The organism is Streptomyces profundus (assembly GCF_020740535.1).
Classification (GTDB): Bacteria; Actinomycetota; Actinomycetes; order Streptomycetales; family Streptomycetaceae; genus Streptomyces; species Streptomyces profundus.
Genome location: NZ_CP082362.1, coordinates 65,188 through 79,629 on the forward strand (window position 1 = coordinate 65,188; position 14,442 = coordinate 79,629).

General features: G+C 74.0%; 13 protein-coding genes. 9 read left to right on the forward strand and 4 right to left on the reverse strand.

Going from position 1 to position 14,442, the window contains the following annotated elements:
• Positions 1–19: 19 nt before the first annotated feature.
• From K4G22_RS00320 to K4G22_RS00335, 4 genes are read right to left on the reverse strand one after another with little or no spacing between them, the layout of a single operon-like run.
• Positions 20–1,981, reverse strand: a complete 1,962-nt coding sequence (locus K4G22_RS00320; protein ID WP_228077546.1) for a DUF2264 domain-containing protein — start codon at positions 1,979–1,981, stop codon at positions 20–22.
• On the reverse strand, positions 1,978–2,832 hold the full coding sequence (locus tag K4G22_RS00325; RefSeq protein ID WP_228077547.1) for a carbohydrate ABC transporter permease: 855 nt from the start codon (positions 2,830–2,832) through the stop codon (positions 1,978–1,980). The genes K4G22_RS00320 and K4G22_RS00325 overlap by 4 nt, the downstream gene beginning before the upstream one ends.
• Complete coding sequence (locus K4G22_RS00330) at positions 2,829–3,728, reverse strand: carbohydrate ABC transporter permease (RefSeq protein WP_228077548.1); 900 nt, start codon at positions 3,726–3,728, stop codon at positions 2,829–2,831. The genes K4G22_RS00325 and K4G22_RS00330 overlap by 4 nt, the downstream gene beginning before the upstream one ends.
• The gene (locus tag K4G22_RS00335; RefSeq protein WP_228077549.1) at positions 3,725–5,050 is read right to left on the reverse strand and encodes an ABC transporter substrate-binding protein; all 1,326 of its coding nucleotides are present in this window, start codon (positions 5,048–5,050) and stop codon (positions 3,725–3,727) included. The genes K4G22_RS00330 and K4G22_RS00335 overlap by 4 nt, the downstream gene beginning before the upstream one ends.
• Positions 5,051–5,167: 117 nt before the next feature.
• On the opposite strand from K4G22_RS00335, the gene K4G22_RS00340 reads away from it, so the two are divergent.
• The 9 genes from K4G22_RS00340 to K4G22_RS00380 all read left to right on the forward strand — a co-directional run bounded on the left by K4G22_RS00340 (position 5,168) and on the right by K4G22_RS00380 (position 14,055).
• On the forward strand, positions 5,168–6,259 hold the full coding sequence (locus K4G22_RS00340) for a substrate-binding domain-containing protein (protein ID WP_228077550.1): 1,092 nt from the start codon (positions 5,168–5,170) through the stop codon (positions 6,257–6,259).
• Positions 6,260–6,370: 111 nt separating this feature from the next.
• On the forward strand, positions 6,371–7,255 hold the full coding sequence (locus K4G22_RS00345; protein WP_425336572.1) for a hypothetical protein: 885 nt from the start codon (positions 6,371–6,373) through the stop codon (positions 7,253–7,255).
• Between the two features lie 246 nt (positions 7,256–7,501).
• Positions 7,502–8,998, forward strand: a complete 1,497-nt coding sequence (crtI, locus tag K4G22_RS00350) for a phytoene desaturase family protein (protein ID WP_228077551.1) — start codon at positions 7,502–7,504, stop codon at positions 8,996–8,998.
• Positions 8,999–9,111: 113 nt separating this feature from the next.
• A complete protein-coding gene (locus tag K4G22_RS00355) occupies positions 9,112–9,594 on the forward strand; it encodes a DUF5709 domain-containing protein (protein WP_228077552.1) in 483 nt (160 codons plus the stop codon).
• A 122-nt stretch (positions 9,595–9,716) separates the two neighbouring features.
• Positions 9,717–10,112: an NINE protein gene (locus K4G22_RS00360; protein ID WP_228077554.1), complete on the forward strand. Its 396-nt coding sequence runs from the start codon at positions 9,717–9,719 to the stop codon at positions 10,110–10,112.
• Between the two features lie 4 nt (positions 10,113–10,116).
• Entirely contained in the window at positions 10,117–10,533 is a 417-nt protein-coding gene (locus K4G22_RS00365; RefSeq protein ID WP_228077555.1) for a DUF2752 domain-containing protein, read from the forward strand.
• Positions 10,534–10,597: 64 nt separating this feature from the next.
• A complete protein-coding gene (locus tag K4G22_RS00370; RefSeq protein ID WP_228077556.1) occupies positions 10,598–11,407 on the forward strand; it encodes an SGNH/GDSL hydrolase family protein in 810 nt (269 codons plus the stop codon).
• Between the two features lie 11 nt (positions 11,408–11,418).
• Complete coding sequence (gene purB, locus K4G22_RS00375) at positions 11,419–12,849, forward strand: adenylosuccinate lyase (protein ID WP_228077557.1); 1,431 nt, start codon at positions 11,419–11,421, stop codon at positions 12,847–12,849.
• Between the two features lie 63 nt (positions 12,850–12,912).
• Positions 12,913–14,055 carry an ROK family transcriptional regulator gene (locus K4G22_RS00380; protein ID WP_228077558.1) on the forward strand — a complete coding sequence of 381 codons (1,143 nt, stop codon included), beginning with the start codon at positions 12,913–12,915 and terminating at the stop codon, positions 14,053–14,055.
• Positions 14,056–14,442: the final 387 nt, after the last annotated feature.

Genomic DNA, 14,442 nt, shown 5'->3' on the forward strand with positions numbered 1-14,442 from the left:
CCGTCAGATCGTCAGCCCGTCAGATCGTCACGTCGAGCCGGTGGCCGTCCGGCCAGCGGAGTGTCACCCGTTCGACGGCGACCAGCAACTCCGGTGGTTCGTGCGGGTGTTCCTCGGTGCCGGTGAGCGTGACGCGGGCGGCGACGAGGCCGTCGGCGGGGAGCCGGCCCCCGGTGGCCAGCCAGGGGATCGCCGTCCAGCCGCCGAGCGGGCCGGCGTCGCGGACCACCGTCACCCCGGCGCGGTCCAGGCCGCGCAGCGGGTGGAGGGTGGAGCGCAGCCGGTCGGTGCGGGCCAGCGCCCCGGGGCCCGTGGTCGGGCGGTCGGCGGCGGCGAGCGGCCAGCCGCCGAGCCTGACGGTGACCGGCCGCTCCTGGGGCTCGTCGAACACCACGCGCGCCAGCCGGACTTCGACGCCGTCCCTGACCACGGACACGACGGTGACGACCGGCCCCCTGGTGGTCGTGCCGGGGTGGCCGGAGCCGTGGTCGGGTCCCGCGTCCGCCGCCGGCTCCACCCAGTGGGTCCGGCCGCCGGAGGCGGCCAGCAGCACGCCGCCGGCCTCGGCTCTGGCGTAGTGGTGGGTGAATCCGGTGCGGTGGGTGGCGCGGCCTTCCTGGTCCAGCACGACGACGGCGTTGTCGAGCGGGGCCCTGGACGTGGGCCCGGTGAGCGGCGGGACGGTGGCCGTGGAGTAGCCGAGCCGGGCGTAGAGGGGGGCGTCGGTGCCGCCGGCGCCGGGGGCGGCGTGGTCGGTGCCGTGGTTGACGACGGTGATCACGCCGTCGTCGCGGCGTCCCGAGACCAGCCAGCCGGGTGCCTCGATGACCCGTTGGACGTCGCCGCGCTCCACGGGCAGCGGCTCCTCCGGCGCGGTCCACACGGGATGGTCGGCGGGAAGGGCGAGGCCGAGCATGCCCTTGGCGGCCCAGTAGGGCGATCCGGGCCCCGAGTAGGACTGTTTCATGGGCGGCCAGGCGTGGTGCCAGCCGAGGGTGAGCAGGCCGTCCCGGTCGGGGACGCCGTGTTCAGTGAAGTGCCGCAGGGTGCCGCTGGCGGCGCGGCGCAGCAGCCCGGGCGGCAGTTCGCCGACGTCCGTGTAGGCGGCGGTCCACAGCGGCGCGGCGCTGGCGAAGCGGTAGATCAGGCTGCGGCCCTGGAGCAGCGGGGAGCCGTCGGCGCCGATGAGGTGGACCGCGTCGTGGAGGTAGCGGCCGAGGTCGTCCGCCCAGGTCTGGCGGAGCGCGGGTGGGCAGAGGGTGCCGGTGACGTCGAACGCCCTGGCCCAGAGCAGCGGGTAGAGGTGCAGGGCCCAGCCGGTGTAGTGGTCGTAGGCGCGCTGGTCGGCGCCGTCGGAGAGCCAGCCGCCGGGGCGGCGCAGCCGGGCGTGGACGGCGAGGTCCTCCTCGATGTCGGCGGCCGACCAGGGCCCGCCGACCTCGCGGAGGAAGGACTCGACGACGACGCGGAACCAGACCCAGTTGATCGGCGGGTAGGGCTGGCCGACGACGGTGGCCAGCCAGTCGACGGTGCGGTGCCGCACGGCGTCGTCGAGCCGGTCCCAGAGCCAGGGGCGGGTGAGTTGCAGGATCAGCGCGATCGACGCGGCCTCCACCTTGGCCTGGCCCAACCGGTCGGGGCGCGGCCAGGCTTCGGGCGAGGCGGGGTCGGTGCCGGCGGCCAGGCCCGCGGCGTAGCGCTCCAGCAGGCCGGTGGGGTCGGCGCCGCGTTCGCCGAGGATGCGGAAGCCGGCCAGCAGGAAGGTGCGGGCGAAGCCCTCAAGGCCGTCGGAGTCCGGGCCGTGGCCGCTGGCGGGGCCCGGCAGGTCGACGCGGGCGCCGCGCGGGGAGCGGTGGCGGTCCACGGCGGTGAGCAGCCCGTCGGCGAGCGCGGCCCAGTGGGCGCGGGTCCAGCCGGTGTGCGGGGACGTGGTGCGGTCCTCGGGTGGGAGACCGGCGGACTCCCCTGGCGGAGGGGTCATTTGACGCTCCCGGCGGCGAGTCCTGAGCGCCACTGCCGTTGCAGGACGACGAAGGCGATGATCAGCGGCAGGACGGCGAGGAGGGAGCCCGTGATGACGAGCGGGTTGTACTGGGGGAACTGGCCCACGCGGGAGCTCCACTGGAAGAGGCCGAGGGTCATGGGGAAGAGCTTGGGGTCGGTGAGCATGACCAGCGGCAGGAAGAAGTTGTTCCAGATGCCGACGAACTGGAAGAGGAGGATGGTGACCACGCCGGGGCGCATCATCGGCAGCGCGACGGTGAAGAAGGTGCGCAGTTCGCCGGCGCCGTCCATCCGGGAGGCTTCGATGACCTCGTCGGGGACGGCGGCCTCGGCGTAGGCGCGGGCGAGGTAGACGCCGAAGGGGTTGGTGAGCAGCGGGATGAAGACGGCCCAGAAGGTGTCGACGACGCGCAGTTCGGTGGCCATGAGGTACAGCGGTAGGGCCAACGCGGTGGTGGGCACCAGGACGCCCGCCAGGGTGACGGCGAACAGGGCGCGGCGTCCGGGGAAGTCGAGCTTGGCGATGGCGTAGCCGCAGGCCGCGCAGATCAGCGCGCCCAGCACGGCGCCGACGCCGGCGTAGAGGAGGGAGTTGCGGATCCAGTGGAGGAAGACGCCGTCCTCCTCGGCGAAGAGGTCGCGGAGGTTGCCGACCAGGTTCCAGTCGCCGAGTTCGAAGGCGCTGGTGGTGGAGAAGTCGCCGACGTTCTTGGTGGACGAGGTGAGCAGCCAGATCAGGGGCAGCACGCTGTAGAGGGCGGCGATGGCCAGCAGGGCGTGCACGGCGCCTTTGGACGTCCAACGGGACGTCCGCCGCGAGGGGTTCATCGGGACCTCCGGGTGGACAGGCGCATCACCAGCGCCGAGAGCAGGGCGCAGGCGACGGCGAGCAGCAGGGAGGCCGCCGCGGCCCGGCCGTAGTCGTTGCTGATGAACGCGGCCTCGTAGACATAGAGGCTGGGGGTCCAGGTGCTGGTGACGGAGGAGCTGAAGGAGCGCAACACCAGGGGCTCGGTGAAGAGTTGGAGCGAGCCGATGACGGTGAAGACCAGGGCGACGAAGACGGTGGGACGGATCATCGGCACCTTGACGGCCAGCGCGGTGCGGATCGGGCCCGCGCCGTCGACGGTGGACGCCTCCAGCACGTCACGGGGCACGGTGCGCAACGCGGTATAGAAAATGATCATGTTGTAGCCCAGCCACTGCCAGGTGGCCATGTTGACGATGGACGGCAGCACCCCGTCGCTGCCCAGCGGGTCGAAGGGCAGCAGGTCGTTGAGCGGGCCGATGCCGGGGCTGTAGAGGTAGGCCCAGATGAGGCCGGCGATCACGCCGGGCACGGCGTAGGGCAGGAAGACGGCGAGCGACCACAGCTGCCGCAGCCGCACGGTGGCCCCGTCGAGCAGCAGCGCCAGGACCAGGGCGCCGCCCAGCATCAGCGGCACGTGCAGCAGGGCGTAGCGGGCGACGTTGCCGACGCTGTCGCGGAAGTTCTCGTCGCCGAGGACGTCGGCGTAGTTGGCGAACCAGACGAAGACGTCGCTGGGCCCGTCGAAGCCGAGCCCGGAGAGGCGTTCGGTGAAGAGGCTCAGATAGAGGGCGTAGCCGATGGGCACGAGCACGGTGCCGGTGAGCAGCAGCGCGAAGGGGGCGGCGAGCAGCAGCGGGGCCAGCCGGGAGCGGCGGCTTCTTCGGCTGGTCGGCGGTGGGGTGGCGAGAGTCATCCGGCGCTCCCCTCCCGGACGGCCAGGCCGCGGTCGCGCATGGTGGACACGGCGGTGCGCTGCACGGAGTGGACGGCGTCGGGGAGGGTGGTGGCGCCGGACGAGACGCCGCCCAGGGCGTCGGCGACGGAGGAGAAGAGGCCCAGCGCGTTGGGGCCCCAGGTCCACTCGGGGACGCGGGCGTCGGCCTCGTCGAGCACGTCGTAGACCGGGTCGCCCAGGAAGTAGTCGTCCGGGGCGATCTGGCGGGCGACGTCCCGGTTGGGCAGGTAGGCGGGGAAGGGGGAGGTGAACGTGGCGCCGATCCGGGGGACCTCGGGGTCGGTGGAGAGCCAGCGCAGGAAGGTCAGCGCGGCCTCGGGGACGTCGCTCTCGGCGGATATCCCGAAGGCGGTCCCGCCCTGCATCCCGTTGGCCGGGGGGCCTTCGGGCCAGGTGGGCATGGTGGCGACGGCCCAGCGTCCGGCGTCGTCGGGTATGGACTTCCTGAGCGTGCCCACGCCCCAGGAGGCGCCCAGATAGCCCCAGAGCCGGCCCTGGTGGATGGAGGCGATCCAGTCCTGGGTGCCGGTGCCGCCCCCGCCGACGAGGTCGGCGTCGAGGAGGTCCTGCCAGTAGCCGGCGGTGCGCAGGGTGCCGGCGCCCGCGACGTCGACCACCCAGGTGTCGCCCTCGACGCGCCACCAGGGGTCGCCGGCGCCCCAGGCCATGCCGGCGAAGAACGAGCCGTCGTTGAGCGGGAAGGTGGTGAGCCTGGCGGCCGGTTCCGTCTGCCGCACCCGCTCGGCCACGGCGGCGAACTCGGGCCAGTCGCGCGGGACTTCGAGGCCGTGCTCGTCGAAGAGGTCCTTGCGGTAGTAGAGGGCCATGGGCGCCATGTCCATGGGCACGGCCCAGGTGCGGCCGTCGGGGCGCACCGCGCGCCAGGCCGCGGGCGAGTAGCCGTCGGACAGGTCGGCGACGTCCTCGGTGATCTCGCGCAGTCCGCCGGTGGCCAGGATCTGGATCAGGCCCTGGTACTCGACGTGCAGGATGTCGGGCGCGTTGTGCGCCTTGATGGCGTTGGTCTGCTGGGCGTAGCCGCCGGAGAGTCCGGCGGCGATCACGCTGAGCTCGACATGGACCTCGTCCTGGGCCGTGTTGAACGCGGCGACGTACTGGTCCATGCCCGTCATCCACGACCACAGGGTCACCCGGGTCGCCCCGGACGCGGTGGTCGAGGACGCGCAGCCGGCGAGCCCTGCGCCCCCGGCGGCGAACGCGGCGGCCCCGGCCGCCGAACGCAACATCGCACGACGGGACCACCCGGTGTGCGGAGCCATGAGTCCCTCCCTTCCCGATCGGTGTGCCGGCCCACCTCACCGTGTGGAATAGTGCCCGGTCAATCACCACGAAACGAAACAAGCAGAATCGATCAGAAACGAAAGTGGGGGTGGCCGGTGTTCCTACCGTCCGAACGTCAGGAACGCATCCTGGCCGCCGTTCGACAGCGCGGCACGGTGCGACTGAGCGCGCTGGTCGAGCAGTTGGACGTCTCGGCGGTCACCGTGCGGCGGGACGTCACCGCCCTCGCCGACCGGGGCCTGCTGCGCCGGGTGCACGGCGGCGTCACCCTCTCCCACCGCTCGGGCCGCGAGCCCGAACAGCAGCGCAGCACCTTCGGCGCGACGGCGGCCGGCATCCTGCTCGGGATGGTCGTCCCGTCCGCCGAGTACTACTGGCCCCAGGTCATCCAGGGGGCCCAGACCGCGGTCAACGCGGCCGACGGACGGCTGGTGATGCGGGTCTCCAGCTACGAACCCGGCGAGGACCGCCGGCAGATCACCGCCCTGCTGGAACGCGGCGTCCGCACCCTGCTGGTGGCCCCCGTGGTCACCGGCGCCTACGGCCTCGACCTGCTGCGCTGGCTCGCCGCCCGCCCCGTCCCCGTGGTCCTGGTGGAACGTCAACCCCCGCCGGAACTCCCGACGTTGGCGCTGGACGCCGCCACCACCTCGCATGCCATCGGCGCGGGGCTCGCCGTGCGCCACCTGGTGACGCTCGGCCACTCCCGCATCGCGCTGATCCTCTCCCGGCAGTCCCCCACCAGCCGGGCGCTGCGCCAGGGCTGGACGGAGACCATGACCGAGCTGGGCCTGCCGCACCCGCGGAGCCAGCAGTTCGAGGTCGCCATCTACGGCACCCCGGGATGGGCCACCGCCTATGACGCGGTGCTGCGCCACTGCCTGGAGATGGGCGCGACCGCGCTGCTGGTGCACTCCGACCGGGAGGCGATCGGCATGGTGGAGCGCGCCAGGGACCTGGGCATCGCGGTGCCGGGCGAACTGGCGGTCGTCTCCTACGACGACGAGGTCGCCGCCACCTCCGACCCGCCGCTGACCGCGGTCCGCCCGCAGAAACACCGACTCGGCCAGCTGGCCGCCGAGTTGGCGCTGGCCCGGGCCACCGAGGTCGGCCGGCGCCCGGTGCACCGGGTGCAGCTCTGGCCGACCCTTGAGGTCCGCGAGTCCTGCGGCGGCGAGCCGGACTGACCACCGCGAGCGGAGCGCGCCGGACGGCAACCCCTGACGCGCGGGCGACCACCAGAAGGGGAACGGACGGGCATCGGGCCCGTCCGCCCCTCCCGGGAACAGGAGCTGCCCGTGCGTCACCACCCCAGGCCCGGCGCGCCCCCACGACGTGGCGCCCTGGCGTCCGTCGGCGCCCTACTGCTCGTTCTGCTCACCGCCCTGCTCGGGCCATCGGCCGCCGCGCAGGGGCCAGGCCCGGCCGATCACCCGGACGACGCGTGGAACCCGCCGGCGGAGTACGCCGTCGGGCTCGACGAGGTCTGGCGACACATGGAGGACACCTACCCCGACCTGCTGGGCTTCCCCAACTACGGCTGGGACCACGTCATGGCCAACGGCGGGACGCTCCAGTACTGCGTCCGCTGGGAGTCCACCACACCGGTCGACGCCGCACTCCGCGATCAGATCCACACCGTGCTGGACGAGCAGGTCAACCGCTGGTTCGAGGCGATCGACGGGTTCGACGGCTTCCCCTACGACCGGGTGCCCGTCACCGTGGTGGGCTGGGCGGCGGCCGACCGGTCGACGCTCCAGTGGGACGACGACGCGGTGGACCTCTACATCGGGGACCTGGACGGCGCGGGCGCCCCGCGCTGCGCCCCCGAGTGCGACCGCTTCTTCCACCAGGACGGCGACTACTCGGACTGCCCGGGCGGCGAGGCCAGGCACTTCGACCAGTCGCTGTGGCTGACCGACGGCTTCGGCGGCGGAGCCGGCGGCGACTGGGGGCAGCGGATGGGCCGGGAGTACTTCGTCGGCGCCCTCGGGCAGGAGAACATCCATATCCTGCTCCACGAGATCGGGCACACCCTCGGCCTCGACGACTTCTACGACTGGACCCCGACCGGCGTCTCCAACTTCCTGATGAAGGCCGGCACGGCCAGTGAGATCACCGGGTTCGACGCCTGGATGGCCAGGGACTTCTGGCGCCATCTGAAGGGCCGTTACCAGATCTGACGCGGGTGCGCGGGGGGCCGTCCACGCCGGACGGCTCCCCCGTTCCCGCGCACTCCGCCGATGGGGCCGCCCCGGACACGCCATCCGGACAATCCCGTACCGGACGTGATGAGGTGGGCGGCGGCGTCGCGGACGCCACGGCGGGCCGCCCCCGGTGCGCGCGCCCGGCCGTCCGGCCCGAGGAGGAGCGGCGATGCGCCACACCCCGGTGAACCCGCCAGGCAGCCAGGCGACGGGGGGCAGTCCATGAGACGCCTGTCAGGACCGACCGACCATGTGGTGGTCGTGGGCGCCGGTCTCGCTGGCCTGGCCACCGCCCTCCATCTGCTGGGCGCGGGCCGACGGGTGACGGTGGTCGAACGGGAGGCCCTGCCCGGCGGCCAGGTGGGCCGCCGGGTCAGGGGCGGCTACCACCTCGACACCGGCCCCGCCGTGCTCACCCTGCCTGACCTGCTGGAGGAGCCGCTGGCCGCCGTGGGCGAGAAGCTCGGCGACCGGCTGGAACTGACGCCGCTGCACCCCGCCTACACGGCGCGCTTCGCCGACGGCGGCCATCTCGCAGTGCACACCGACCCCGAGGCGATGGAGGCCGAGGTGGAACGGTTCGCCGGCGCGCGGGACGCGGCCGGCTACCGTCGGCTGCGGGCCTGGCTGGAACGGCTCCACGCGGTGCGGATGAAGCGCTTTGTCGACAGCGATGTCGACACCCCGCTGGGCCCGCCCACCCCCGATCTCGCACGGCTGGCCGCCCTGGGCGGCCTCCGCTCCCTGGACAGCCGGGTGCGCCGCCTCCTCTCCGACGAACGGCTGCGGCGCGTCTTCACCTTCCGGTCGCTCTGCGCGGGAGTGCCACCGGACCGGGCGCTGAGCACCCGCGCGGTGATCGCCCCCATGGACACCGTGGCCGGGGTGTGGTTCCCGCGCGGGGGCGTGCACGCCCTGCCGCGCGCGCTGGCGGACGCCGCCGCCGACGCCGGCGCGCGCCTGCGGTACGGCGAGACCGTGATCGGTCTTGAACGTTCCGGGGCGCGGATCACCGCCGTGTTGACGGAACGGGACCGCGTCCGTTGCGACGCGGTGGTCCTCACCGCCGATCTGCCCGTCGCCTACCGGCTGTTGGGCTGGACCGCGCGCCGTCCGGCGTCCGAGCGGTACGCCCCCTCGGCCGTGGTCCTCCATCTGGGGGTCGACCGCGGCTGCCTCCCACTCGGCGAACTCGGCCATCACACCCTGTCGTTCGGCCTGGCCTGGGAGCGGACCCTCCATCAACTGACCGCCGAGGGCCGGCCGATGACCGACCCGTCCCTGCTGATCACCCGCCCCACCGCGAGCGATCCCACCCTCGCGCCGGCGGGGCGCGAGCTGCTCTCCGTCCTCGCGCCCTGCCCCAACACCGCCATCGGCCCCGGGCCCATCGAGTGGCGGGAGCTCGGGCCCCGCTACCGGAACGGGCTGGTGGCGGCGCTGGAACGCCGGGGGCTGACCGGACTCGGCGCGGCCGTCGAGGAGGAGTGCCTGGTCACGCCGGCGCACTGGAGCGCCAGGGGACACCGCGCCGGCACCCCGTTCCCACCGGTCCGCGCCCGGGCGCGGACCGGCCCGTTCCGGCCGCGCGACCTGGTGCCCGGCACCGAGAACGCGGTGCTCGCCAGCTGCGGCACCACGCCGGGCGCGGGAGTGCCGACCGCCCTGCTCTCCGGGAAGCTGGCCGCCGCCCGGGTGACCGGCCGGGCCGAACGGTGACCGCCCACCGGGCGCATGTTTCGCACTGTTTCGCGGCATTATTCGTATATCCGGGTTTTGTCCCGGAGGTGGCGGGGAAGCCGGTCGGGAGCGACCAGAAGGGAGGGCTGGAGATGACCGACGAGAGCGAGATGGGCGACGAGGTCTACCAGCCGACCGAGTCGGAGACCAGGGACGACCCCTACGAGCTGGACCTGGAGAACAGCCTGGACGGATACGGCGCGGACGCGACCCTAGACGAGGGGTACTCCCCGCCGGAGAAGCCCCTCGCGGTGAACGACCCCGGCACCACGGCGCGCGGTCAGCACGACGGGCCCTCGCTCGACCAGCGCCTCACCGAGGAGATGCCGGACGTCCAGCCGCCGCCGGGGGACGGCATCGGCGATCTGCCGGGGGCGGAGGGCGAGCCGCTGGCCGATGGCGAGGCGGGCGGCGAACGGGCCGGCCGTCTGGTTCGGGCGACGGACGAGGCCACCCTCAGCCCCGATCCGGTGGCCGCCGAGGACGCGGGGATCGACGGCGGCGCGGCCTCCGCCGAGGAAGCCGCCGTGCATCTGACGGAACTGGAGGAGCCGTCGGAGGAGTCTGGACAGTGAACGGACACCACCGGCGCGTTCCCCGATGATCGGGTTGTTTGGCAGTATGTCGCCAAGCCAACGTCCGTTTCGGCGCCGGCGAGTCCCGAACAACCGATCCGCTCATCGTCCTCAGGGGGGACATGTCCGACCAGAATCCCTACCAGCAGCCGAACCCCCAACAGCCCCCCGCGGGGGGCCAGCCGGGCTACGGCTATCCCCAACAGCCGGCGGGCGGTTACGGCTACCCGCAGGCAGGCGCCTACGGCCAGCCAGGCTACGGCCAGGACCCCAACGCGCCCTACGGGTACGACCCCTACGGCCGTCCCTACTCCCACAAGTCGAAGATCGTCGCCGGGGTGCTCCAGCTCCTGCTCGGCGGGCTCGGTGCCGGTCGTTGGTACACCGGTCACCCCGGCATGGCCGTGGCCCAGCTGCTCACCTGCGGTGGGCTCGGTGTCTGGGCCCTGATCGACGGCATCCTCTTCCTCGTGAAGGACGACCGCACCGACGGCGACGGCCGGGTGCTGAAGAGCTGACCGCATGGACCAGAGGGCGACCACCGCCACGGTGGCGCGGCGGATACATCCCGCCGCGCCACCGTTGGCGCTGGTCGCCACCGGTCTTCTCGGCGCCGTCTACCTGTGGGGCACCGACCCCTACCAGGGCGGTCAGCTCCTCCCCCGCTGCCCCGTCCACTGGGCCACCGGGCTGCTCTGCCCCGGCTGCGGCGGCACCCGGATGTCCTACGACCTGCTGCATCTGGATCTCGCCGGCGCCTGGCAGGCCAATCCGGTGCTGCTCACGGTGGGCGTTCCGCTGGCCCTCTTCCTCACCGGCAGGTGGCTGGTCGCCGGGCTGCGCGGACGGCGCTACCGACCGCGCTTCACCCCGGCGGCGACCCTCGCGGTGCTCGCGGTCGCCGTGCTCTGGACGCTCGCCCGCAATCTGCTGCTCTGACCCCCGGAACCGGGGTGGCCCGCACCTCGTCGAGGGCGGGCACCTGGTTAGCATGGGCGTCGCCATGCACGAGACAGCAGACCTCCCCGACCTCCCGGACCTCCGTGCGATCAAGAGCTTTGTCGCCCTGGGCGACTCGTTCACGGAGGGCATGTCCGACGCCCTGCCCGACGGCACCTACCGGGGCTGGGCCGATCGGCTCGCCCGACGCCTCGGCGAGGGGCGCGAGGACTTCCAGTACGCGAACCTCGCGGTGCGCGGCAAGCTGATGCGGCAGATCGCCGACGACCAGGTGCCCGTGGCCGAGGCCATGGGCGCCGATCTGGTGACGCTGGTCGGCGGGCTGAACGACGTGCTGCGCCCGCGCTGCGACGTGCCGGCGGTCTGCGCGCTGCTGGAGCGGTCGGTGGCCCGGCTGGCGCCCAACTGCCGCCAGCTGGTGCTGATGCGCACCCCGGGGCGGAACGGCCCGGTGCTGGAGCGCTACCGGCCGAGGATGGAGCAGCTCTACACGGTGATCGACGAGATCGCCGAACGCCACGGCGCGCTGGTCGTCGACCTCTACGCGGCGCCCTCCCTGATCGACCCCCGGATGTGGGCCGACGACCGGCTGCATCTCACCTCCGACGGCCACCGCCGGGTGGCCGAGGCGGTGTGGCAGCGGCTCGGCGGCGAGCCCACGTTCGCCTGGGAGGAGCCGCTGCCGGCCACCGCCCCTGGCCGCTGGTACGCCCGCCGGGCGGCCGATCTCCGGTTCGCCAGGCGGCACTTGCTGCCCTGGATCGGCCGCCGGTTGACCGGGCGCTCCTCCGGTGACGGCCGGCTGGCCAAGCGGCCCGACCTCACGCCGCTGGCCTGGGAGAAGGGGCCGTAGAATCCGGTGACGTGACTGACAAGCCGCGCATTCCGAACGTCCTGGCCGGCCGCTACGCCTCGGTGGAGCTGGCCAGGCTCTGGTCCCCCGAGTACAAGGTCGTGCTGGAGCGCCGGCTGTGGCTGGCCGTGCTGACGGCCCTGGCCGATCTGGGGGTGGCCGTCCCCCCGGAGGCGGTCGAGGACTACCGGCGGGTGCTGGAGAAGGTGGACCTGGGCTCCATCGCGGAGCGCGAACGGGTCACCCGGCACGATGTGAAGGCCCGCATCGAGGAGTTCAACGCGCTCGCCGGCCACGAGCAGGTGCACAAGGGCATGACGTCCCGCGATCTGACGGAGAACGTCGAGCAGCTCCAGCTGCGGCTCTCCCTGGAGCTGGCGCGGGAGAGGACGGTGGCGGTGCTGGCCCGTCTCGGGCGGCTGGCCGCCGAGCACGCCACGCTGGTGATGGCCGGCCGCTCGCACAACGTGCCGGCGCAGGCCACCACGCTGGGCAAGCGGTTCGCCTCCGCCGCGGACGAACTGCTGGTCGCGTTCTGCCGGCTGGAGGAGCTGCTGACCCGCTACCCGCTGCGCGGTGTGAAGGGCCCGGTCGGCACCTCGCAGGACATGCTGGACCTGCTCGGCGGGGACGAGCGGAAGCTGGCGGAGCTGGAGGGCCGCGTCGCCGGGCATCTGGGGTTCGGCCAGGTCTTCGGCTCGGTGGGGCAGGTCTATCCGAGGTCGCTCGACTACGAGGTGGTCACCGCCCTGACGCAGTTGGCCGCCGCGCCCTCGTCGCTGGCCAAGACGATCCGGCTGATGGCCGGGCAGGAGCTGGTGACCGAGGGCTTCCAGCCGGGCCAGGTCGGCTCGTCCGCGATGCCGCACAAGATGAACACCCGCTCCTGCGAGCGGGTCAACGGCCTGGCCGTGGTGCTGCGCGGCTATGCCTCGATGACCGGCGAGCTGGCGGGCGACCAGTGGAACGAGGGCGACGTCTCCTGCTCCGTGGTGCGCCGGGTGGCGCTCCCCGACGCGTTCTTCGCGTTCGACGGGCTCGTGGAGACGATGCTGACGGTGCTGGACGAGTTCGGCGCCTTCCCGCCCGTGGTGGACCGGGAGCTGGACCGCTACCTGCCGTTCCTGGCCACCACCAAGGTCCTGATGGCCTCGGTGCGGGCGGGCGTCGGCCGGGAGACCGCGCACGAGGTGATCAAGGAGCACGCGGTGGCGTCCGCGCTGCGGCTGCGCGAGGGCGCCGAGCAGAACGAGCTGCTGGACCGGCTCGCGGCGGACGAGCGGATTCCGCTGGACCGCGCCGGCCTGGCCGAGCTGATGGCCGACCGGCTCTCCTTCACGGGCGCGGCGGGCGATCAGGTGGCGGCCGTGGTGGCGCGGGTCGACGAGGTGGTGGCACGCTATCCGGCGGCGGCGGGGTACGCGCCGGGGGCGATTCTGTAGGGACAGCCAGAGGGACGGCTCGTCGGGGACGGCGGTCGCCGAGGGCGCAGGCGGGAGGCGCGGGTGGGTCAACTGATGGGCGGGGACCCGTCGTTGCTCCGCAGGATCAACTCCGCGGCGGTGCTGCGGGCCCTGCGGGCCGCCGAGCCGGCGTGCTCACTGACCGATCTGGCCCGGGTCACGGGGCTTTCGCGGCCCACCGTCGAGGGCGTCCTTGACGGGCTGACGCGGGCCGGTCTCGTCGCCGAGACCACCTCGCAGGCGCCGCCGGGCGCCCGGCGGCTCGGCCGGCCGGCGCGCAGGTTCCGCTTCCGGGCCGAGGCCGGCCGGCTGCTGGGCGTGGAGGTGGGCAGCCGCCGGGTGTCGGCCGTGCTGGCCGATCTGGCCGGCCGCCGGCTGGGCGGCGTGAGCCGGGCCGTCTCGACGCGGGCCCCGGCCGACGACCGGCTGGCCCGGGTGACGGCGGCGGCCGGGGAGCTGCTGGGCCGGTACGACGTCGCCGCGCCCGCCCTGCGCGCGGTGGCCGTGGGCACGCCTGGCATCGTGGCGGACGACGGTTCCGTGGCCCTGTGCACGGCCCTGCCCGGCTGGACCGGGCTGCCGCTGGGCGAACGGCTCGGCGAGTCGTTCCAGGCCCCGGTGTTGGTGGAGAACGACGCCAACGCGGCGGTGCTGGGCGAACGTTGGGTGGGCGCGGCGGTCGGCGCCGACGATGTGGTGATGGTGCTGGCCGGGCTGAGCCCGGGCGCGGGCTCGCTGATCGGCGGGCGGCTGCACCGGGGGCACGCGGGCGCGGCCGGCGAGATCGGCGCGCTCCACCTGCTGGGCCGGCTGGCCACCCCCGAACGGCTGCTGTCCACGGCCGGCACCCCCGTCGACCCGCTGGACGAACGTGCGGTCGCCCGGGTGTTGGCCCAGGCCAGGGCGGGCGATCCCCGGGCCGGCGACGCGGTCGCCCGGTTCGTCGAACGGCTGACCCACGATGTGACGGCGCTGGTGCTGGCCCTCGACCCCGAGTTGGTGGTGGTGGGCGGCTGGGCCACCGGCCTGGAGGCCGTCGTCGAGCCGCTGCGGCGGGAGCTGGACCGCCTCTGCCTCCGCCCACCCCGCGTGGTCGCCTCGGCCCTCGGCCCAGCCGCCGTCGCCACGGGCGCGGTCCGCCTCGCCCTCGACCGCCTCGAAGCCGAACTCTTCACGGTGGCCTAGCCGTGGCCTGGCCGGCCGGGCAGGCAACGCCCCGGCGCGTCCGCACACGCGGACGTTCGGCCGGGGGCGCGCCCCCGAGCCCGGGGGTGGCGAGCACCTCTCCGGCCGGGGCCGCCGCGCGGGCGCGGCACTCGACACCCGACGTACCCTCCTGGCGGGGCTGCGGACGGAGGGACCGGAAACCTCCTGACGCCGTGCCCCGCGCGCACGGACACCCGCGCCCCGGCGGGCGGTTCCGCGTACTGCTGCGCAGCGCGGGAGCGGTCCGGCGGGGGCGCAGCGTTCGGCACGGACATGCGCGCCAGCGCGCGCAGCGCCACCCGCCTACCGGCACGGACGCCTCCGCGCGGCGCCACCCGGGCACCGGCGGGTCGGCCCGCCGCAAAC

Excerpts from the sequence above, each read along its gene's own strand:
- K4G22_RS00320 (WP_228077546.1), bottom strand. The coding sequence starts at position 1,981 with ATGACCCCTCCGCCAGGGGAGTCCGCCGGTCTCCCACCCGAGGACCGC.
- K4G22_RS00325 (WP_228077547.1), bottom strand. The coding sequence starts at position 2,832 with ATGAACCCCTCGCGGCGGACGTCCCGTTGGACGTCCAAAGGCGCCGTG.
- K4G22_RS00330 (WP_228077548.1), bottom strand. The coding sequence starts at position 3,728 with ATGACTCTCGCCACCCCACCGCCGACCAGCCGAAGAAGCCGCCGCTCC.
- K4G22_RS00335 (WP_228077549.1), bottom strand. The coding sequence starts at position 5,050 with ATGGCTCCGCACACCGGGTGGTCCCGTCGTGCGATGTTGCGTTCGGCG.
- crtI (WP_228077551.1), top strand. The coding sequence starts at position 7,502 with ATGAGACGCCTGTCAGGACCGACCGACCATGTGGTGGTCGTGGGCGCC.
- K4G22_RS00355 (WP_228077552.1), top strand. The coding sequence starts at position 9,112 with ATGACCGACGAGAGCGAGATGGGCGACGAGGTCTACCAGCCGACCGAG.
- K4G22_RS00360 (WP_228077554.1), top strand. The coding sequence starts at position 9,717 with ATGTCCGACCAGAATCCCTACCAGCAGCCGAACCCCCAACAGCCCCCC.
- K4G22_RS00365 (WP_228077555.1), top strand. The coding sequence starts at position 10,117 with ATGGACCAGAGGGCGACCACCGCCACGGTGGCGCGGCGGATACATCCC.
- K4G22_RS00370 (WP_228077556.1), top strand. The coding sequence starts at position 10,598 with ATGCACGAGACAGCAGACCTCCCCGACCTCCCGGACCTCCGTGCGATC.